The organism is Rummeliibacillus pycnus (assembly GCF_050459865.1).
GTDB lineage: Bacteria > Bacillota > Bacilli > Bacillales_A > Planococcaceae > Rummeliibacillus > Rummeliibacillus pycnus_B.
The window spans coordinates 1-20,121 of the sequence record NZ_JBCMNM010000085.1; the positions used below are offsets into that span (position 1 = coordinate 1).

Annotated in this window: 18 protein-coding genes and 8 tRNA genes; 2 read left to right on the top strand and 24 right to left on the bottom strand. The window is 35.5% G+C overall.

Annotation, left to right across the window (positions count from 1 at the left end; genetic code table 11):
• Positions 1–19 precede the first annotated feature (19 nt).
• The 16 genes from ABE048_RS16650 to acpS all read right to left on the bottom strand — a co-directional run bounded on the left by ABE048_RS16650 (position 20) and on the right by acpS (position 8,449).
• Positions 20–93, bottom strand: a tRNA-Gly gene (locus ABE048_RS16650).
• A 31-nt stretch (positions 94–124) separates the two neighbouring features.
• Positions 125–201 (bottom strand) — tRNA-Arg (locus tag ABE048_RS16655).
• A gap of 17 nt (positions 202–218) precedes the next feature.
• Positions 219–304, bottom strand: a tRNA-Leu gene (locus ABE048_RS16660).
• A gap of 62 nt (positions 305–366) precedes the next feature.
• Positions 367–442 (bottom strand) — tRNA-Lys (locus ABE048_RS16665).
• Positions 443–464: 22 nt separating this feature from the next.
• Positions 465–539, bottom strand: a tRNA-Gln gene (locus tag ABE048_RS16670).
• Positions 540–545: 6 nt separating this feature from the next.
• A tRNA-Asp gene (locus ABE048_RS16675) sits at positions 546–622 on the bottom strand.
• Positions 623–628: 6 nt separating this feature from the next.
• Positions 629–703: transfer RNA gene (locus ABE048_RS16680), tRNA-Glu, on the bottom strand.
• A 1-nt stretch (position 704) separates the two neighbouring features.
• Positions 705–781, bottom strand: a tRNA-Asn gene (locus ABE048_RS16685).
• A gap of 107 nt (positions 782–888) precedes the next feature.
• Positions 889–1,344 (bottom strand): SprT family protein, encoded by a 456-nt coding sequence (locus ABE048_RS16690; protein ID WP_430312399.1) that lies wholly within the window; start codon positions 1,342–1,344, stop codon positions 889–891.
• Between the two features lie 252 nt (positions 1,345–1,596).
• A complete protein-coding gene (locus ABE048_RS16695) occupies positions 1,597–3,762 on the bottom strand; it encodes a Tex family protein (RefSeq protein ID WP_430312400.1) in 2,166 nt (721 codons plus the stop codon).
• A 180-nt stretch (positions 3,763–3,942) separates the two neighbouring features.
• The gene (locus ABE048_RS16700; protein WP_430312401.1) at positions 3,943–4,353 is read right to left on the bottom strand and encodes an anti-sigma regulatory factor; all 411 of its coding nucleotides are present in this window, start codon (positions 4,351–4,353) and stop codon (positions 3,943–3,945) included.
• Positions 4,354–4,757: 404 nt separating this feature from the next.
• A complete protein-coding gene (locus tag ABE048_RS16705; RefSeq protein WP_119415968.1) occupies positions 4,758–5,108 on the bottom strand; it encodes a type II toxin-antitoxin system PemK/MazF family toxin in 351 nt (116 codons plus the stop codon).
• Positions 5,109–5,112: 4 nt separating this feature from the next.
• A complete protein-coding gene (locus tag ABE048_RS16710) occupies positions 5,113–5,394 on the bottom strand; it encodes a transcriptional regulator (protein WP_430312402.1) in 282 nt (93 codons plus the stop codon).
• A 213-nt stretch (positions 5,395–5,607) separates the two neighbouring features.
• A complete protein-coding gene (gene alr, locus ABE048_RS16715; protein WP_430312403.1) occupies positions 5,608–6,726 on the bottom strand; it encodes an alanine racemase in 1,119 nt (372 codons plus the stop codon).
• Positions 6,727–6,792: 66 nt separating this feature from the next.
• Positions 6,793–8,040, bottom strand: a complete 1,248-nt coding sequence (locus ABE048_RS16720; RefSeq protein WP_430312404.1) for a LolA family protein — start codon at positions 8,038–8,040, stop codon at positions 6,793–6,795.
• Between the two features lie 55 nt (positions 8,041–8,095).
• Complete coding sequence (gene acpS / locus ABE048_RS16725) at positions 8,096–8,449, bottom strand: holo-ACP synthase (RefSeq protein ID WP_430312406.1); 354 nt, start codon at positions 8,447–8,449, stop codon at positions 8,096–8,098.
• 68 nt (positions 8,450–8,517) lie between these two features.
• On the opposite strand from acpS, the gene ABE048_RS16730 reads away from it, so the two are divergent.
• The gene (locus tag ABE048_RS16730; protein WP_430312407.1) at positions 8,518–9,126 is read left to right on the top strand and encodes a rhomboid family intramembrane serine protease; all 609 of its coding nucleotides are present in this window, start codon (positions 8,518–8,520) and stop codon (positions 9,124–9,126) included.
• 45 nt (positions 9,127–9,171) lie between these two features.
• On the opposite strand, the gene ABE048_RS16735 is transcribed toward ABE048_RS16730, so the two are convergent.
• The 7 genes from ABE048_RS16735 to ABE048_RS16765 form a co-directional block, all read right to left on the bottom strand.
• Positions 9,172–10,698: a PH domain-containing protein gene (locus ABE048_RS16735; RefSeq protein ID WP_430312408.1), complete on the bottom strand. Its 1,527-nt coding sequence runs from the start codon at positions 10,696–10,698 to the stop codon at positions 9,172–9,174.
• Complete coding sequence (locus ABE048_RS16740) at positions 10,691–11,170, bottom strand: PH domain-containing protein (RefSeq protein ID WP_430312409.1); 480 nt, start codon at positions 11,168–11,170, stop codon at positions 10,691–10,693. The genes ABE048_RS16735 and ABE048_RS16740 overlap by 8 nt, the downstream gene beginning before the upstream one ends.
• A gap of 531 nt (positions 11,171–11,701) precedes the next feature.
• Complete coding sequence (locus tag ABE048_RS16745) at positions 11,702–13,249, bottom strand: DEAD/DEAH box helicase (RefSeq protein WP_430312410.1); 1,548 nt, start codon at positions 13,247–13,249, stop codon at positions 11,702–11,704.
• Positions 13,250–13,592: 343 nt separating this feature from the next.
• Entirely contained in the window at positions 13,593–14,288 is a 696-nt protein-coding gene (locus ABE048_RS16750) for an alpha/beta hydrolase (protein ID WP_430312411.1), read from the bottom strand.
• A gap of 260 nt (positions 14,289–14,548) precedes the next feature.
• Positions 14,549–15,919: a UDP-N-acetylmuramoyl-tripeptide--D-alanyl-D-alanine ligase gene (locus ABE048_RS16755; protein ID WP_430312412.1), complete on the bottom strand. Its 1,371-nt coding sequence runs from the start codon at positions 15,917–15,919 to the stop codon at positions 14,549–14,551.
• Between the two features lie 22 nt (positions 15,920–15,941).
• On the bottom strand, positions 15,942–17,012 hold the full coding sequence (locus tag ABE048_RS16760; RefSeq protein WP_430312413.1) for a D-alanine--D-alanine ligase: 1,071 nt from the start codon (positions 17,010–17,012) through the stop codon (positions 15,942–15,944).
• 245 nt (positions 17,013–17,257) lie between these two features.
• Complete coding sequence (locus ABE048_RS16765; RefSeq protein ID WP_430312414.1) at positions 17,258–18,019, bottom strand: hypothetical protein; 762 nt, start codon at positions 18,017–18,019, stop codon at positions 17,258–17,260.
• 316 nt (positions 18,020–18,335) lie between these two features.
• On the opposite strand from ABE048_RS16765, the gene rodA reads away from it, so the two are divergent.
• Positions 18,336–19,526 carry a rod shape-determining protein RodA gene (gene rodA, locus ABE048_RS16770; RefSeq protein WP_430312415.1) on the top strand — a complete coding sequence of 397 codons (1,191 nt, stop codon included), beginning with the start codon at positions 18,336–18,338 and terminating at the stop codon, positions 19,524–19,526.
• Between the two features lie 177 nt (positions 19,527–19,703).
• On the opposite strand, the gene ABE048_RS16775 is transcribed toward rodA, so the two are convergent.
• On the bottom strand, positions 19,704–19,841 hold the full coding sequence (locus ABE048_RS16775) for an Lmo0850 family protein (RefSeq protein WP_170061532.1): 138 nt from the start codon (positions 19,839–19,841) through the stop codon (positions 19,704–19,706).
• Between the last annotated feature and the right edge of the window lie 280 nt (positions 19,842–20,121).

A 20,121-nucleotide genomic window follows, 5' to 3' on the forward strand; every position in this document is an offset into this window, starting at 1 on the left:
CAGTTTTCAAGGTTCATATTGGAGCGGGTGAGGAGAATCGAACTCCCGACAACAGCTTGGAAGGCTGTGGTTTTACCACTAAACTACACCCGCATAAAAGTATTTTATTGAAATAAGAATAATATGGTGCGCCCAGCAGAAGTCGAATCCACAACCTTCTGATCCGTAGTCAGACGCTCTATCCAGTTGAGCTATGGGCGCATATTATAAAATTTTCTTGGTGCGATCGAGAGGACTTGAACCTCCACCGAGTTACCCCGACTAGGCCCTCAACCTAGCGCGTCTGCCATTCCGCCACGACCGCATTTCATCTTAACAGGTAAGTGTTATTATAATATACCTTTTCAATCATGTCAAGAAATAAAATGGTGAGTCATGCAGGATTCGAACCAGCGACCCTCTGATTAAAAGTCAGATGCTCTACCAACTGAGCTAATGACTCGTAGCTGAATAACAAAAGAATATGGCTGGGGTACCTGGATTCGAACCAGGGCATGACGGAATCAAAATCCGTTGCCTTACCGCTTGGCTATACCCCAAAAAAATGGCGGTTCGGACGGGACTCGAACCCGCGACCTCCTGCGTGACAGGCAGGCATTCTAACCAGCTGAACTACCGAACCATAAAATGGTGACCCCTACGAGATTCGAACTCGTGTTACCGCCGTGAAAGGGCGGTGTCTTAACCGCTTGACCAAGGGGCCATGGCTCCGAAGGCAGGACTCGAACCTGCGACCCTCTGATTAACAGTCAGATGCTGCTACCAACTGAGCTACTTCGGAATAACTATCATATCATTTGTTTGTCGCTTCAATGTGTTATCATCTTGTCGACTTTTATTATTATAGAGAGTTATTTTATAACCGTCAAGTGTTTTTCTAAAAAAACTTTATCTTTTTAATTCAAGTCTTCCAAGACACTTACTACAACGGTATCTAGCTGTATTCATTTTAATCTTCCTATGATAATTTATACCGCATTTAACGCATACATACGTATATCGTCTACTATTACTTTTCCGCTTACCTTGATCTAAATTGGAACAAAAACGAGGTGCATTAGTTTTTTTCAATAGTATTCTAAAATCTGCATCTCTATGTTGATATCCCTTTCCTTCTATATGAAGATGATAATGACATAGTTCATGGCGAATTATCCCCTCTACTTCCTCAATACCATATTGTTCATAGGCTTTAGGGTTAATCTCAATATCATGCGATTGTAAAAGGTAGCGTCCTCCAGTTGTACGAAGTCTTTTGTTGAAATAAGCTTGATGCTGAAATGGTTTTTGAAACACTTGCTCCGAAATATCACTCACTAGCTGCTGTAAATCAGAATCCGTCATAGTATACCTCCTAATAAAAATTAAATACTCTATATCAGTGAATGAATTGTACAAAAGATCCTTTCAAACAACTCCTTTGCGTCAGTATACGTATGAGTATCTAGGTAATTGTATTAACTTCATATAAACGTTGAGGTGTTCTAAAAGTTATTTTCCTAACTTTTAAAACACCTCATATATCTTATAAAATCCCAACTATATCAGAGTCCTATTGAACTTTCTGAATACCTTGGATTCTTTTGACTCAAATTATTATTCATTAATTTGTTGCTCAGGAGGAAGCATTGTAAGAGAAATTCTCCCTTTCTCAGCTTCGATTTTATCTACCCAAACAGTAACGATATCACCAAGAGCAACTACATCTAATGGATGTTTTACATATCCCTTTTTCAACTTTGAAATGTGTACAAGTCCATCTTGTTTAACACCAATATCGACAAATGCTCCAAAATCGACAACATTTCGTACAGTGCCTTGCAACTCCATTCCAGGTTTTAAATCTTCCATTTTCAAAACATCTTTTTTTAATAATGGTTGTGGGAAAGCATCGCGAGGGTCTCGTGAAGGTTTCATGAGTGAATCAACAACATCTTTTAGTGTCACTTCGCCAATTCCCCACTCTTCACTTAGTGCAACAATATTTAATTCGCCAATTGCTTGCTCTGCTTCCTGAGAACCAATTTCTTTCTTATCAATATGTGCAGCTTCTAAAATTTGTTTCGCTAAATCATAACTTTCTGGATGAATTGCAGTTGAATCTAACGGGTTTTTAGCTTTAGGTATACGCAAAAATCCAATCGCTTGTTCATATGTCTTAGCACCAAGTCGAGGGATTTTCTTTAATTGTGTACGAGCTGTAAATTTACCATTTTCACTTCGAACTTTGACGATATTCTCAGCTACGGTTTTCGATAAACCTGAAACATATTGAAGTAATGATGATGAAGCCGTATTAACATCTACCCCTACTTGGTTTACTGCAGTTTCTACAATAAAAGTTAATGATTCCTCTAATTTCTTTTGAGAAACATCATGTTGGTATTGTCCTACACCTACTGCTTTTGGATCTATTTTTACAAGTTCCGCTAAAGGATCTTGTAAACGTCTCGCAATAGATACAGCACTTCTTTGTTCAACTTGCAGATTAGGGAATTCTTCACGTGCTATTTCCGATGCGGAATATACACTAGCACCAGCTTCGCTCACAATAACATAAGCTGCATTACTCCCAGATTCTTTTAAGCAATCTGTTACAAATTGTTCTGTTTCACGAGAAGCTGTACCATTTCCGATTGCAACAATGGTAATCGGATATCGTTCTAAAACATCATGAAATGTTTTTTTAGATTTTTCTACATCGCCTTTTGCTGTATGTGGATAGATAACAGAGATTTCAAGCATTTTACCTGTATCATCTACAACAGCTAATTTACAACCTGTCCGATATGCCGGATCCACCCCAAGGACAAATTGGCCATTCATTGGTGGTTGCAACAATAAATTCCGTAAGTTTTCAGAGAAAATATGGATTGCTTGTGTTTCAGCTTTTTCGGTTAACTCATTACGGATTTCTCGTTCAATTGATGGTTGTATTAAACGTTTATATGCATCTTCAATGGCTAACTCTACTTGCGAAACAGCAGGTGAAGACGAAGCAGGTATCCACTCATTTCTCATAACCTGATGTACTCGTTCTACAGGCACTTGAATACTCACTTTTAATACTTCTTCTTTTTCACCACGATTAATAGCTAAGATACGGTGTGGAACGATTTTGTTAACCGGTTCTTCGTATTCATAATACATTTCAAATACAGCTTTTTCATCAAGTTCAGCATTTTTAACAACTACTTGAATTTTACCTTGTTGCCATGAAATGTTTCGGATTTTCTCGCGAATTGCGGCATCATCTGCGAAGCGTTCCGCTAAAATATCACAAGCTCCTTGTAGCGCTTCTTCAACACCCTCTACTTTTTCACCTATAAAAGGCGTTGCTAATTCTAAAAGTGGCGTTTTACCAAATGTCATTAATTGATCAGCTAATGGTTCTAAGCCTTTATCTTTTGCAATTGTAGCCTTTGTACGTCGTTTTTGTTTGTAAGGACGATATAAATCTTCAACTCTTTTTAAAATGGTTGCTGCGTTAATTTCTTTCTCTAATTCTTCTGTTAGTTTCCCTTGTTCGTCTATTAAACGAAGAACTTCTTGTTTACGTTGTTCTAATTGTTGAATATAGTGGTAACGGTCTTCGATTGCTTTTATTTGTACCTCATCTAACGAGCCCGTTGCTTCTTTTCGATAGCGTGCTATAAAAGGTACTGTATTAGAAGCTTCAAGTAACTGAATAACTTGTTCTACTTGATTTGTACGAATACCAATTTCTGAGGCGATTAACTGATGCATATTTTTTTCGTCCATAAGTTCACTACCTTTCATTTATCTACACTATTTTATCATAGGAAGAATTTACATACCCTCTATAAACCAAAAAGGAATTGTCCAAAACAAAATTTGGACAATTCCTTTCTAATTACTAGAAATTGATATTGATATCTTATTATAGTCTTTTAATATCACGAGATAATCCCTTTTGTGATATTAATCATTTTCTGAATAAAGCCATTTCTTAATAGTAATAATAGTACCTTTTTTTAATTCTGTTTCTATTTCAAATTCGTCCATCAAACGTCTAACACCTGGTAATCCAGCACCCAGTCCCTGTGAAGTTGAAAAACCATCTTGCATCACTTGCTGAATATCAGCTATTCCAGGTCCTGAATCCGAAGCAACAATACAAATCCCATCAAAAATTTCTTCTTTTACTCTTGTCACTACAATTTTCCCTTTACCGGCATATAAATATATATTACGGGCTAGCTCACTGATGGCAGTCGTAATTCGCGCTTGATTTACCATACCAAATCCAATTGATTTAGCCTCTTTTCGACCAAGCTGACGTGCGGTAACAATATCCCATTCTGTCAAAATATCTACAGAAGACCCTTCCATCTCCAAATTCGCCCCCAAACCATCTAATATTCCTAATATTCCTAATATTCACGATGTTAATTTATATTATTTACATCGTCTTTCTTGATTTTTAGTCTAAAAAGAACTCCTTAATACAAAAAAATATCTACACATATAGGTTTTAATCCTATATACTTTTGGTTTTCTGAATAGCTTACGATTAATATGTTTAATAAGTAGTAAAGAAAAACATCTGATATTATCTATTTTACTACTTACTTTTTCTAATTGTATAACATATTCTCTAACTTTACACTGTTATTTTTGTAATATTTTTCTTTATCAACCTGGATAAATATCCCTATATTTCCAATTTTATTTAAACAAAAACACCAGAATAATTCATTCTGGTGTTTCAATATGTATGCTATTTACAATGCTATTTAAAATTTTAATAGACCCAAGCTAATTTCTAAAGCTTCCTCTACTTTTTCCATCAATGGTCCATCTAGTTGCGTGATTTTGTCAGTTAATCTGGATTTATCGATTGTCCGTAATTGTTCCAATAAAATGACTGAATCTCTTTCAAACCCATATTTCTTTGCATCAATTTCTACATGAGTAGGAAGTTTTGCTTTTTGGATTTGAGCAGTTATTGCAGCAATTATTACAGTAGGACTAAAGCGATTTCCAATATCATTTTGGATAACCAGTACGGGTCTAGTACCACCTTGTTCTGACCCGACTACTGGCGATAAATCTGCAAAAAAAACGTCACCACGTTTAACGTTCAAGTTTTCATCCTCCGCTTACGAGTCGCTCCACCATATGTTCCGCTTCATACTCAACGTGTAAGCATTCACTACATATAGATAAGTTAATCTGTGACATTTCTACATATCCTTTAACCATTGCTTCTCGCATGTGATTTTTTTGTTTTGTTTGAATTGATCGTTTTGTTGGAATATATACGCATTCATTCGTATTTTTCGTTATTTGATTATAAGCTTGTTCAATCTTTTCAGAAACTATACGTTCTGGTAACTGAATAAGGACTTCTTCCGTTCTTTTTTGACTCACAGCCAACACCTCCACAAACAAATCACCTTTTATACCGTTTAACTTCCTTACTATCCTAACATTAAAATTAAGCCTTGAAAAGACAGTATCAGTAAGTATTTGACATAATCGTTGATTTTTTTCTGAATTTGTCGACTTATAGGACAAATTACTATTTCTATAGTTTTAATATCATTTAAAAGCTCATCTATCAAATACTATAGAAGTAACAATTTATCTATAAATTCTTGTCACTCTTTGCGAAAGCATACATGGTATTTCATAAACAATTGTATCTAGTCGATCTGCCCATTCTTGGATGCGAATCTCACCTTTTTGCTGTTTGCCTATTAAGACTACCTTTTCCCCAACTGCCATTTCTCTTGGTAATCTAATCATGCACTGATCCATACAAATTCTTCCGATAATAGGTGCTCTTGTTCCATCTATTAAAACTTCTTGACCGGATAATCTACGAATAAGCCCATCCGCATACCCAATAGGCATCGTACCAATCCATTCATCTTGCTGTGCTACATATGTACCTCCATAGCTGACTGTATCACCTTTAGCAATTTTCTTTACGTGTACTAATTCACTTTCTAATGCTAAAGCTTGATTTAATGCATACGGTAGATTTTTTTCGACAAATGTCGAAGGAGCAAGACCATACATAGAAATTCCAAATCGTACAGCATCAAACTGAACACCTTCTTTAACCAATGAAGCTGCAGTGTTTGCTGCATGTACCAAGCGAGGTTTTACTTGTAAACTTGCTACTAAATTTTTGAATACTTCTAATTGATGATCATACTGTACTGTATCTTCTTCATCTGAAGTTGCGAAATGAGTGAAAATACCATCTACTTCTATATTATTAGCCATTGTTATGACATCATATACAACTTTTAACTCTTTTTCTGTTCTTACACCAATTCGGCCCATACCACTATCAACTTTTATGTGTACTTTTAAAGGATTACTAAACTCTTTTGATGTTAATGCAACCTCGTTAATCCATTCAGATGAAAATACTGTGAGCGTAATATTTGCCTTTGCTGCGTATGGTGCGAAGTTTACTGGTACAGCTCCTAAAATCAAAATTGGCGATTTTTCAATCGATGCTCTTAAATGTAATGCCTCTTCTGGTGTTGCAACCGCTAGCATCGTTGCTCCTGCCTCTAAAGCAGCTTTGGCGACTTGTACATCACCATGACCGTAAGCATTTGCTTTTACAACAGCAATTATTTCTACATTTGAATGCAAATGCTTACGTAGGTTTTCTATATTATATCGAATTGCCGATAAATCAATAATAGCTTTGGTGGGACGAAATTGTAGAAGTTCGTTCATTTTACTTACCTTCTTATTTGTTTTTTTCTATTATCGTCCCTGTCACAGCTTAGGTCAATTATTATGCTACTTCACTTCTCCATTAACCATGGATGATGCTACTTCTACAAGTTCATCTTTGCTTAAATCATTCGAAGCGATAAAGAATGAAATTCCATCCGCCTCCCAAGCAATTGAATTATCTGTAATTGCCCCAATGGTAAATCCTAAATCTGCAGGATCGCCAGGTGAGAATACTGGAATATAAAGTTGATCAGCTGTTGTAACTTTTTCTTGAATGATTGTAAAGCTCTTATCTCCTTCAAATGATAAGATTTTACGAGTTCCTGTATCCATTTGTAATGATTCTTCATCTTTTAATTTAACATTATCCCATTTTAAAACTGGATAATGCGTTTTAAAGTCTTCTGAATCAATGTCTGCTCCAGCGTTTTCAACATTATCTGTAGCAGTAGTACTTGTATCTGCTGAAGTTGCAATTGTTTCTTCACTTGTAGCTGCATTACCTTCTTCATTTGTTGACTGTTTATCTGTTGCTTTATCGTCTGTTGTTTTATCGTCTGTTGTTTTTTGTTCACTTGTTGTAGTTGCAGTGCCATCGCCTTTATCTGATCCATCTGTTGATGCAGCATTTGTTGCAGCATCTGTATTAGATTCCTTGTTACCTGCTTTTTTATCGCTTGTCTTTGTAAAGTCCTCTAAAGCATAATCAGAAGCTTTTTTAGCAACGCCAAGTGTAATCTTTTTGAATGTGATGCGAATTTGTTCTTCATTTGACTCATTTAACACAATGACTTTCGTAGGCAATAAGGTCTTTTTGTCGATATAAACTTGTTGAGTTGGAAGCATTTTCGAATGATTATTACGTGTTTTCGCTTTGAATATATAAGCATTTTTTGTTTCTTTCATTTCTGCAGTTTTATCCGAAGCTAAATCTTCTGCCAAAGCATTAATTAGATAACCTTGGCTATTTTGTTTAGGCCAATCACTTTGGAATTTATACGTCTTTTTCAGTGAAGGGGTAACAACAAAAACGCCTTCTTCATTACGTATAATCATTTGAGACGTTTCTTGTCCTTCTTCTGATACTGCAACACGATAAAATTCAGGCTTTGTATGCCACACATTTACATCGTATTTTTTTGAATCTCCACTCGTTTTAATCTCCATAACAGCTTTTACCTCATAGCCTTTAGCCGCTGTCCATTTCTTGCTAGTTTTTTTCACTACATCCTCTTTTGAATTTGATCCACAAGCTACTAACAATAATACTGCCGTAAGACAAACTAGTGCCAACGTTAGAAGTTTTCGCAAAACCCCATCCTTTCTACATTTTCCATTAGAGTATCCTATGAACAAGCTTTAAAATTTATGCGAGCAGAACAACTTGAGCAGCCGCATATTCTTTTGAATGTGTAATACTTACAAATCCTTGAACAAGTTCTCTTTTAAAATATAAAATCGGTTGCCCATTAGCATTCGGCAAAATCTCTATATCCTGTAATGCACACTCCTTTCCAATTCCTGTCCCATTCGCTTTAGAATATGCTTCTTTAGCTGAAAATCTTCCTGCCAAAAATTCTAGTTGCCGTCTTGTCTTTAACTGATCGAAAATCTCAAGTTCTCGTGGTGTTAAAATTTTTTCTTTAAATCGTGGGCTTAGGTCATTTGCTTTCATTATTCTTGATATTTCTACGATATCTAGGCCAATTCCTTTTATCACGTTTGCTTCTCCTTTCATTCAGCTAATAAAACAATGTATAATAATCATATTAAAATTGAGGTGAATACATGTTTAATCGTACAGAAAATCTTTCGCAGTACATAAAACTATATCCTGTTATTTCGTCGCTAATTGCGATCAACGTTGTTGTTTATCTAATTGGTCTTATTCCACCACTTGGCGAGAATATTCTTAACATGGGCGCATCTGTGAATTATTTTATCGCCGATGGTGAATATTGGAGACTGATTACATCTATGTTCATCCATGGAGACTTTTTTCACTTACTTTTCAATATGTTCTCCTTATACGTATTTGGTCCAGAGTTAGAACGCATTGCAGGTAAACTAAGATTCTTTACAATTTATATGGTCTCTGGTTTTATGGGGGATGTTGTTTCATTTTTGATACAACCACCAAACTACGCAAGCATTGGTGCAAGTGGAGCCATCTTCGGTATTTTCGGAGCATTTGCTGCATTAGTTTACTATACACGTAAAACAATGCCGCAACTCAAACAAATTATCATGCCAATTATTGTAGTTTCTATCATTATGACATTCTTACAACCCAATGTTAATGGTACTGCCCATATTGTAGGGCTTATTACTGGTCTAATCATCGGATTATTTGATTTCCATCCAAAACGTGTATTGAGATGGATAAAAAAAGATTAACAAAGGAAAAGCTGTTGAGTATCTTCGAATCTCAACAGCTCTTTTTTATTTCTTGCCATCAACATTTTGTATTGAATTTGGTTCACACCACCAAAATACTTGCTCCATGTTCATCAAATCAAAATGCTTAATCTTCGCAATACTACCAGAAGTTCCTGACATAATATGAATTGATACTGTCGCTATGTTCTTTCGTTTTTCAAAATAACTTTGAGAAAGCGATATGGCTTGAATTCGTTTTTTCAATGTAACAAAAGTAGTTTTGCTAATTCCTCTATAAACGATCGTAAGTTGGTGCTTGTTTTTTGCATATCCTGCACTTTGATGTTGCCAAAAACCTAGTAGTAATGCTAAAGGCAAGAGCAAAAGAGACCATAATCCATATGGATATGTGAAATAACTCACTGCAACGGTGACAGGCGCTAACCAATACACATGTTTTACCATATATCGAAGTAATGCTTTTTTAGGCGCTCGTTGTAAAGGAAACTCCCATTGTTCTTCCGGAAATAATTTCTTTAGAATAGTTAATGCTTGCTGTTTTTTCACAAGTGGTACCATCACTATTTTTTGTTCATCCTTTTCACCTGAACTCCCAGCACTTTCAATCACAATGGTTGCATAGCCAAAAAGTTGCCTAAATGGGTTTTCCACAATACGTACACCTTGAATCCGCTTCATCGGAATCGTCATTCTTCTTTTCTCTAATAACCCTTTCGAGATGAAAAGCTTATCTTCCTCTTTTTCTACACTAAATCCAAAATTATTTAAAAAGGTGATTGCAACAGATATTAACCACGATATTATTAATACAACGATAGTTACAATCGTAATTAGTAGTGCGCCGAATTTTATAAAAGCTTGAAACTCCCCATATAACTGTTCATACGGAATCCAATCATTAAACTGTGATAAAATTGCTGCCAATCCAGAGAATACTACACCAATGCCACTAGAAGTCGTAGCTAAAATCAGTAAGTCCTTCTTAGACATACGATGAATAATTGCGCTTGGAATCGGCTGTTCTTTTTGATCATAATGATTGACAACATTTGAATCATCCTCTGAATCATGTGTTGCTACTTGTTTCAAAGGATATTTAGCCTTTTTCATCTCTAATTCAATCATTGTTGCCTGTTCATGTGTAATAGCTTTTAAATCAGCTTCTGCCTCACCACCGCTTTCAGCTGCAGTTTCAATACTCACTTTTACAAGCTTAAATGGACGATGAAGAATTCCCTCTTTATAATTTAGACTTTGAATGCGTTCAAAAGGAATATACCGTTTTTTCTTAACAAATAAGCCATGTTCAATTCTAAGTTCCCCATCTTCAAACCAATACACAAATCGTTTCCATTTAATAAATGCTAAAATGAAAATAACACAAATCACCAAAATTATTACCCCAAGCGAGATTAATGTTTCTATGAAATGTTCACTATTGGGATTAAGTGAAAAACGGAATCCTTTACCTAAAAAAATAACAGCCATCGGTATTACAAAATTTTTCAAACTAGAAAGGAAACTAAGAACAACTGTGATTGGGTGTAAATGATTTACTTCTCTAGACATCATCTTCTGCCACCCTTGCCAATACAGAAATCCGTACTCGTAATTGATCCGCTTCTTCTATAGGTAACGCTGGAATTGTATGCGTTGTCGCAGCAGTAGAAATAGACATACTAGATAAATTATAGCGTTTTAAAATAGGACCTTGAGTTGTGTCTACATGTTGCACCCGCACCATTGGGACAAGCGTTCGTCTAACGATAAATAGCCCTTGCTGTATTTCAATTTCTTGCTCTCGTACTTCGTAACGCCAATGCTTCCAGCGAATATTCGGAAATAAATATACCCAAAAAATCGCATGAACAATCCATACCACTATGCTCATTACATAAATCCATTTTGGTCCTTCAAAGAAAAAAGTTAAGCTACACGCAGCAATCACTATCAATAACAATACGATCGATTCGATTGCCGCATGAATACGCCAAACTGTCAAACCTTTTTTTGAAATATGATATTTTGGTTGTGATGTCATATTGAAACTCCTTTATATATGTATATTGGCTATATGCCTATTCTAATGAACAAAATCATTTTTCTGTCCATTTATTTATGGCTATATGCATATCTACTATACGTTTTAAGCATCTGATAGTTTCAATTCTGCAAAAATTTAGAACCTCTTAGATGAGTGCTAGTTCTTAATCCTTTACAGTTGATACAATAACTATTTCCTTTAGATATCAATAATCATATTTTCAAGCAACTAAAATGCGAAATGTTGGGTAAGAATTAAAAGCATCTAACTAACCGGTTCTGGTGCTTCCCCTTCCCTTTTTCGCAACCTACCGCTGAGCCTCCTTATTTGCTCCTGCATTGCTTCGCTAGCTTCGTCTCTCACTCCGGAGTTTCGTCAGCCTATTTTTTGGCAGGAGTGTCAGGGCATTTACCTCCACTATATTACTGTATTTCATTAAATGGTGTGAAAAACTCTACAACTTGTGTAGAACAAAAAAACAACTTTAAACCGATTGCTCGATTTAAAGTTGCTCTTATTTTTTGAATTTTAGTCTTCACTACTACGACGAGGTTGACGACGGCCACCATCGCGACGGCCTCCGTCACGGTGTGCGCCTTCACGACGAGAATTGTTACGTTCCCCACGACGTCCGCCGCGATCACCACGATCACTACGGTCACTACGATTGTTGCCACCGCGTCCGCCGCGATAACCACCACGATTACCGCCACGGTTGTTGCCGCCGCCTTGGCCATGACCACCTGAACGACGCATTGGCAATGGACGTTCTTCAGTGATTTTAACTGGTGAATCATCTGGTTCTTTTGTTAATGATTTAAGTGCTGCAGCTACTAAATCAACTGCATCATGGCTAGCTAATAAGTCTTCAGCCATACCACGGTAGTCACTTAAATGATTCTTTTCAACAAGTTCTTTTAATTGTTCAACTGCAAGTGCTTGTTGGCCAACTAATGCTTCATCAGCAGTAGGTGGCTTTAATGGAGTCATACGTTTTTTCGTAGTTTCTTCTACAATACGTAAATAACCCATTTCACGAGGTGTTACAAACGTTACAGCAAGGCCTGATTTCCCAGCACGACCTGTACGTCCAATACGGTGAACGTAGCTTTCTGGATCTTGTGGAATATCGAAGTTGTAAACATGTGTAACGCCCGAAATATCTAAACCACGTGCAGCAACGTCTGTTGCAACTAGGATATCAATTTTATTTTCTTTAAATTGACGTAATACTGAAAGTCGTTTTGCTTGGCTTAAATCACCATGAATACCTTCTGCAAGGTAACCACGAATATTAAGTGCATGTGCTAATTCATCAACACGACGTTTTGTACGACCAAATACGATTGCTAATTCTGGTTGGTGAACATTTATTAGACGTGAAAGGACATCGAATTTTTCACGCTCTTGTGCTTTTACAAAATATTGATCGATATTTTCAACTGTCATTTCTTTTGATTTAATTTTAACGATTTCAGGGTCTTTCATGAAAGTTTCAGCAATTTTGCGAATTGGTGCTGGCATTGTTGCAGAGAACAATAATGTTTGGCGTTCTGCTGGCACGTTTTCTAAAATCGTATTGATATCTTCAATGAATCCCATGTTTAACATTTCATCTGCTTCATCAAGGACAAGTGTTTCAACGTTTTCAAGTTTTAATGTGCGACGTTTGATATGGTCTAGAATACGACCTGGAGTACCTACGATAATTTGTGGTTTGTTTTTAAGTGCACGAATTTGGCGGCTAATATCTTGCCCACCGTAAACTGAAAGAATACGTGCGCGTTTATCGTAACCAATTTTATGAAGTTCTTCTGAGCTTTGAATTGCTAATTCACGAGTTGGGGCAATTATAAGAGCTTGTACTTCAGGTTTTTTAGGGTCAACTTTTTCAATCAGTGGAATACCAAAAGCGGCAGTTTTACCAGTACCAGTTTGCGCTTGGCCAATAATGTCACGGCCTTCTAGTGCATACGTAATAGTACCTTCTTGGATTGGTGTTGCTTCTTCAAATCCCATACGTTTAAGAGATTTTTGTGTAGAAGCACTAATATTTAGTTCTGAAAAATTTGTCAAACTTCTCATTCTCCTTCTTTGCTTATGCATTTGACAAATGGTTACATTTTCAGATGAAAATAGGGCAAATCGAGCCTTATGTTAGGAACGTTTCCGTTACTTATTATATCTCTGTAATCATACAGATGAATTTTATATAAAAAGGGAAAGCCCGGTCTTTGCCGAGCGGTTCAATTCTCAAGTGATTCACACCTGAAATATAGAATAAACCGTAATGTTCAAAAAAAAGTACTCTCCATCACTTTGGAGAGTCTTCACACAAAATGTATCCATTGCTTTCAATATTCTAACACGCATAACCCATTCATGCAATTATTAACTTTCATTCGGAATGTTTCGACTATTATACGCAGTTATTTAAAAAATCCAGTGCTTTTTTAAACCATTTTTCTGCATCTTCACAATAACAAATAAGATGCTTACCATCCGGAGTAGTAATTAACTCTTTTTTTTTGCTAGCAATCTTATTATACAAAAAATCAGCTGTTGTATACGGTACAAGTTCATCTTTTTCTCCTTGTACCAAACATACAGGTACTGTTATTTTTTCATAATATGGAGACATTTTATGTACCAAACGTGTAAATTCTTTTGCAGATGCTATTGGAACATCTATTACTTTTCTTTCATAAAGCTTAAAAAATTCGTTTTCTTTATGATCTCCATGCATGAAATCCATAAACAAACCATTTAAATCAGTGACAAATTGCATAGTACGGATATACCTTGCAGCTGGACTTAGTAGAACTAAAGCTTTCACTTTGTATCGTAAAGCTAGATACATAGCAATGATGCCACCCATAGAAAATCCGATTATGAAAATTTCATCTACTTCTTTAAATAAACGTTTGTAAGCAATTTCTGCATCCATCAACCAATGTTCTGCTGTAAATAGGTCTAAGTTAAGTTTTTCTCCATGTCCTGATAATATCGGTACATAAATCTTCCATTCCGTATATTGTTCAAGATAATCTGAGAATGCTTTTATTTCATACGCTCCCCCTGTAAATCCATGTAAACACAATACACCAATTTTCACTTTCTTCTCCCCCTTTTTAAATTAAAATTTGAGCTCTTCGCTAGCAACAAAGATATGATAATTTCATGTCATATCTCAAATTTTGTGGCAAGCCCTCAACTAACTCATCCGTTCCGCTGTCTTACCTATTTCATTCAAAGAAAACATGCATGGCAGCTCCCCCATCTCTACCATCTACAATGAAATTAAAATTATTTTTATACAAAAAGAGTACCTAGAAGAATTAGTTTTCCCTAGGCACCCCCGTTTTAATCTAAAAGTTAATTTGTAAATGCATGCAATACACGTTCAAGTTCCATACCACGAGAACCCTTTAATAGAATAATAGAGTCTGTATTTGCATTTAAACGAATTTTATCTATTATTGCATCATAATTATCATCATTCCACAATAAATTTTCTTCTGGTACTTTTGCCTGTAATTGATCATACAACCACTTCATACGTGGACCGTATAAGCATATTTGATGAATATTCACTGGATCAATTGCATTGGCTAAGTCTTCATGGAATTGTTGTTCTAATTCACCAAGTTCCAACATATCTCCAAGCACTACCCATTTGTCTGGACGCATGTTAGTTGATTGCATAAATTGTAAGGCAGCTCGTACTGAAGTAGGTGCAGCATTATAAGCATCGTTAACAAACAATATCCCTTGATCTCCGTTCACTAATTGCATACGCATATTTGTTAAAGAGACCATTTTTAATGATTCACGAATTTGTTCATCAGATAAGCCAACTTCATGAGCAATTAAAATGGCAACTAATGTATTTTTTACCTGATGACGACCAAGTACTGGAATGAAGAAATCTTCGTTGACGATTCCTCTTACAGTAAAAGTACTACCATTTTCACTAGATTTAATATTCAAAGCCATTAAATCGTTGGTAGCCTCCAAACCAAAAGCTGTCGCATCCAAATACTCAGCATTTGCAACTAATGGTTTTAATAGCGGTTCATCACCATCGTAGAAGAATTTCCCATCAGGTTGAAGCCCTTGAATAATTTCAAATTTTGCTTTAGCAATCCCTTCACGTGAACCAAGTGCTAGCATATGAGCTTCGCCGATATTTGTTATAACTGCATATTTTGGTTTCGCCATTTTTGTTAAGAATTCAATTTGACCAAAACCATCCATACCCATTTCTAAAATAGCAAATTCAGTATCTTCATCTAAAGAAAGGATAGTGAGTGGCAATCCTAGTTGATTGTTATAGTTACCTTCTGTTTTTTGAACTTTAAAATAAGGTGAAAGTGTTCCTGCAATAAGATCTTTAGTAGATGTTTTACCGTTTGAACCTGTAACTCCGATAAATGTTGCTTGATGTTCTGCGCGATATGCATTAGCCATTTGTTGCAATGCCATTTCAGAATCGTCCACAAAAATTAACGGTACATCTTTTGGTGGATTCGGTTCATCCTTTTGCCATAGAGAAGCTACCGCACCGTTTTCAAAGGCTTGGGCAACATATTTATGACCATTTGTTTTTTCTCCATGGAACGGGATGAACAGATTACCTTTTTGCAATGTTCGCGTATTAATAGAAACACCTGTCACCACAATTTCTTCACGGATAATTTGGTCACTATTTAGCCATTTTGCAATTTGTTGCAATGTTTTTTTCACAATAGATCACACTCAATCTCTTTTATTGGTATTGAAGTTGTTGTTTTTCGTCGTGGCGCTCGATTGCTAATGTAATAAGTTCCTCGATTAATTCTCCATATGCTACGCCAGTATTTTGCCATAAAATTGGATACATACTTACTGGAGTAAAGCCAGGCATTGTATTGACTTCATTAATATAAATTTCATCCTGTGCTGTTACGAAGAAATCTGCACGAACAAGTCCTGAACAATCTAAAATTTTAAATGCTCGAATAGCCATATCAGACATTGTGTTAATCACATCATCAGTTACAGGCGCAGGGATCAATAAATCTGTTTTGTTATCATTGTATTTTGAATCATAGTCGTAAAATTCTGTTACAGGTTTAATTTCCCCTGGCACAGAAACTTTTGGTTCATCATTACCAAGAACGCCCATTTCAACTTCTCGTGCAACGATTCCAGTTTCAACGACAATTTTACGGTCATATTTTAAAGCAACTTCAATTGCTTTTACTAGTTCTTCACGGTTTGTTGCTTTACTGATACCAACACTTGAACCTAAGTTTGCTGGTTTAACAAACATTGGCCAAGTTAATGTTTCTTCCATTTTAGTAATTAAAGCATCTTGATTCTTTTTCCATTCACTACGGATAAAGTATACAAAAGGAACTTGGTTTAATCCCGCAATTTCGAATAACTGTTTCATTACAACTTTATCCATACCAGCAGCAGATGCTAATACACCATTACCGACATATGGTAAGTTCAAAGCTTCGAGTAAACCTTGTACAGTTCCGTCTTCGCCATTTGTACCATGAAGCAATGGGAAAATAACATCGAATGGTTTTTCGTTTTCTTCTAATAAGAAACTAGAAATATTATTCGGTTTTGATTCTTTGAAATCTTTGCCGAATTGCAATTCCGCAATATTTTCTACAGGTACTGTTAGTTGCTCCCCTCTTCTCCATTCGCCTTCGCGTGTGATGAAAATTGGAAATACATCATATTTATCAAAATGTAATGCTTGTATTACGGCCTTCGCAGTCGATAAAGAAACTTCGTGTTCTGCTGATTTACCACCGTATAATAAGCCTAATTTTTTCTTCATGGGTTCAAATTCCTCCAAGTTTTTTCTAGTCATAGTTTAGCATGAACCGAATAGATTCATGAAATGATTTCAATTTTCCAAAAGTATAATTACTCTCTAAAAAAATAACATTTCTATAATAGCACTCTGAAAAAATATTGCATTAAAAATAAAAAGATTCCTACTTATCATATGTAGGAATCTTTAATTCGTTATAGATAAAATCCATTAATAGGAGAAAAATAATGTATAAGAGCTATTAGCTATTACTTATGAATTTCTAAAACCTTATCTGGTTTTTTCTTCAATATCACATTCAAATCATCCCAAATTTCATCAGGGAAATATTCATCTGAAATATTGCGCAATTCAATGACATAAGCAAGTTTTGGTTTTTCTATTTTGTACATAGAAAACAATACACCATCTTTAATTTCTTCATGGAAATTTTTCATCATTTCTTCAGTAAACAATGGTGAAAGGTTACTCGCCTTTCTTCTCCAAAAAGTTGTTAATCGTTCTTTCTCTTGAATAATGATATTAAATACTTGTGTTACTAACTGCTCTACATCCGTTAATTCACGGAAGTATATTTTAGAGATTTTTTCTTCTTCACTTGATAGATATACGTACTTATTTTGTAATTGATGATAAAATGGAGAACGGATTGGTTCTTTTTTATGACCAATATAGAGCAGCTCAGCTTGTTCTTGTGGTGTTAGAAGATTTAACTTACGTTCATCAGAAAAATCGATCCAACATAAATCCTTCTTGGAATCCATCGCTTTTTTAACAAACTTTGGTACGCCTTTTTCCTCTACGAACTCTAACCGTGTATGCATGTTAAATGAACCATCTTCGTATTCATTTTTTAGTAGCAAAATATTTTGAAGCGGACCGACTGCAGAGACAAATTCACGGAAAGTTAAACCACTAAAAATGACAAATTGGTTTAATTCGTTCATATGTACATATAAGTGATGTAAAAAATCATCAGCAGCTCGCATTTTTTTTGCCAAGTCGATCACCTCATTTCCAATCTTATTATAAGATGTTATAGATAAATTTGAAACATTTGTGATTCGATTTCGTCACAACTTTATGCACGAGCATGATACAATAAGATAGACTATAATATTTTAAAGTAAAAGCGGCTCGTTTATACTTAAACCTAGACGACCTGACAGGCAAAAAAGTTTTCGAACAAGGGATTTCTTTAAGAAAAATTGCCTAAATGTGACGTTTTGTTGAAAAGCAATTGGGATTACATTCTGTAAACCCTCTAGGGTCTACCGCTTGAGCTGGACAAACCTTGTGTTAAATCTACTAATTTAGGTGACTATTATGAATTCAAAGAGAACTTTTTCCGATCGTTTCGACTGGACGCTCGCTTTTATAATGATGCTATTTTGCATCGTCAGTTTACTTGCTATTTCTTCCGCACAGACTTCAGGTCAGTACGGCATTAATTTCGTACCAAAACAACTCTTTTGGTACTTTGTAGGTGCTTGTATCGTTAGTGTCATGATGTATTTTGAACCTGACCAATATAAGAAAATGACATGGTATTTATATGGCGCTGGGATATTTATCCTGATCATCTTACTGATTGCTCCTGGTGGTCCTGGTCAAATTGCAGAGCCTAGAAATGGTGCTAAAAGTTGGTTTCACTTAGGTTTTGCGGATATACAACCGTCAGAATTTATGAAGACTTTCTTCATATTGGCTTTAGCACGAACCGTGAGTAGCCATCACGAAAACAATCCAATAAAATCATTAAAAACTGATTTTAAGCTGTTAGGTAAAATTCTTTTAGTATTACTAGTTCCATTATTATTTATAATGAAACAACCTGACTTGGGTACTGCATTGGTATTCTTTGCTATTACTGCAGCTATTGTAGTTGTTTCTGGGATTTCTTGGAAAATCATTTTACCAGTTGTTGCAAGTGCTGTGACAATAGGTGGCTCCTTATTGTATATGGCATTATATATGCAAGATTTTCTTACTGAAAAGCTAGGTTTTAAGGCATATCAATTCGCACGTATCTATTCTTGGTTAGATCCTTACTCTTATTCAACAGGAGATGGATACCATTTAATTTCTTCTTTAAATGCTATTGGATCCGGTGAAATATTCGGTAAAGGATTCAAGCATCGCGAAGTATATGTACCTGAAAATCATACCGATTTTATCTTCAGTGTAATCGGCGAAGAATACGGATTTATTGGAGCAAGTATTGTTATTTGTTTATTCTTCTTCTTAATCTTCCATTTAACAAAACTTACTTTACGAATGAAAGACCCATTCTGTACTTATGTATGTGCAGGTATTATTGCAATGATCACTTTCCATGTATTTGAAAATATTGGTATGACAACTCAATTGCTACCAATTACAGGTATTCCACTACCATTTATTAGCTACGGTGGTAGTTCAATGATGGGGAACGCCCTCGCATTAGGTTTAGTCTTTAGTATGAAATTCCATCATCAAACCTATATGTTTGGTAATCATGATAATGATGATTTCTAAATATAAAAACGAGCTCGTCTAGCTTTGTCTACCAAAAGAACAGCCCAAAGAGAATGTAGTAATCTCTTTGGGCTGTTTTTTCTATTATGGCTCTTTTGTTGTGTGTCACAGCGCATCTTGTTAATAAAAAAACTTCGGTTGATTATGTTGCTACCGAAGTTAATGAATGTTTTCAATTTAGTTTTGAGTTTGTGGAGCTGATTTTGGTGGTGCTAATGCTTTTAGTAATTCTAAGCGAGACTTAGTAGTCGTTGCCTTAACGCCAAGTTTAGATAAATTCGCAATAATTTTTGTTACATCTACATCTCTTGACATATGTTCCACCTCTTCTATTTCTTATATTTATATGACGTAGTACCTGTGCAATGGTTGCCACTAGCCACTACATTTTAATAATAACCAAATAAGTCACTATGTATCCCTTATTATCATAACATTTTTTTATGCTTTTAGTTTTTTCAATATTGTTACATAAATAATATGGATATATATCATACTATATCCATTGTCAAGTTACAATCATACTTTTGACTTTCTGCTAGCTAAATGATGTGGAATTAGCTTCGCTTTCCGCGGGCGAGCGTTGAGCCTCCTC

Excerpts from the sequence above, each read along its gene's own strand:
- ABE048_RS16690 (WP_430312399.1), bottom strand. The coding sequence starts at position 1,344 with ATGACGGATTCTGATTTACAGCAGCTAGTGAGTGATATTTCGGAGCAA.
- ABE048_RS16695 (WP_430312400.1), bottom strand. The coding sequence starts at position 3,762 with ATGGACGAAAAAAATATGCATCAGTTAATCGCCTCAGAAATTGGTATT.
- ABE048_RS16700 (WP_430312401.1), bottom strand. The coding sequence starts at position 4,353 with ATGGAAGGGTCTTCTGTAGATATTTTGACAGAATGGGATATTGTTACC.
- alr (WP_430312403.1), bottom strand. The coding sequence starts at position 6,726 with ATGAACGAACTTCTACAATTTCGTCCCACCAAAGCTATTATTGATTTA.
- ABE048_RS16730 (WP_430312407.1), top strand. The coding sequence starts at position 8,518 with ATGTTTAATCGTACAGAAAATCTTTCGCAGTACATAAAACTATATCCT.
- ABE048_RS16735 (WP_430312408.1), bottom strand. The coding sequence starts at position 10,698 with ATGTCTAGAGAAGTAAATCATTTACACCCAATCACAGTTGTTCTTAGT.
- ABE048_RS16740 (WP_430312409.1), bottom strand. The coding sequence starts at position 11,170 with ATGACATCACAACCAAAATATCATATTTCAAAAAAAGGTTTGACAGTT.
- ABE048_RS16760 (WP_430312413.1), bottom strand. The coding sequence starts at position 17,012 with ATGAAGAAAAAATTAGGCTTATTATACGGTGGTAAATCAGCAGAACAC.
- rodA (WP_430312415.1), top strand. The coding sequence starts at position 18,336 with ATGAATTCAAAGAGAACTTTTTCCGATCGTTTCGACTGGACGCTCGCT.
- ABE048_RS16775 (WP_170061532.1), bottom strand. The coding sequence starts at position 19,841 with ATGTCAAGAGATGTAGATGTAACAAAAATTATTGCGAATTTATCTAAA.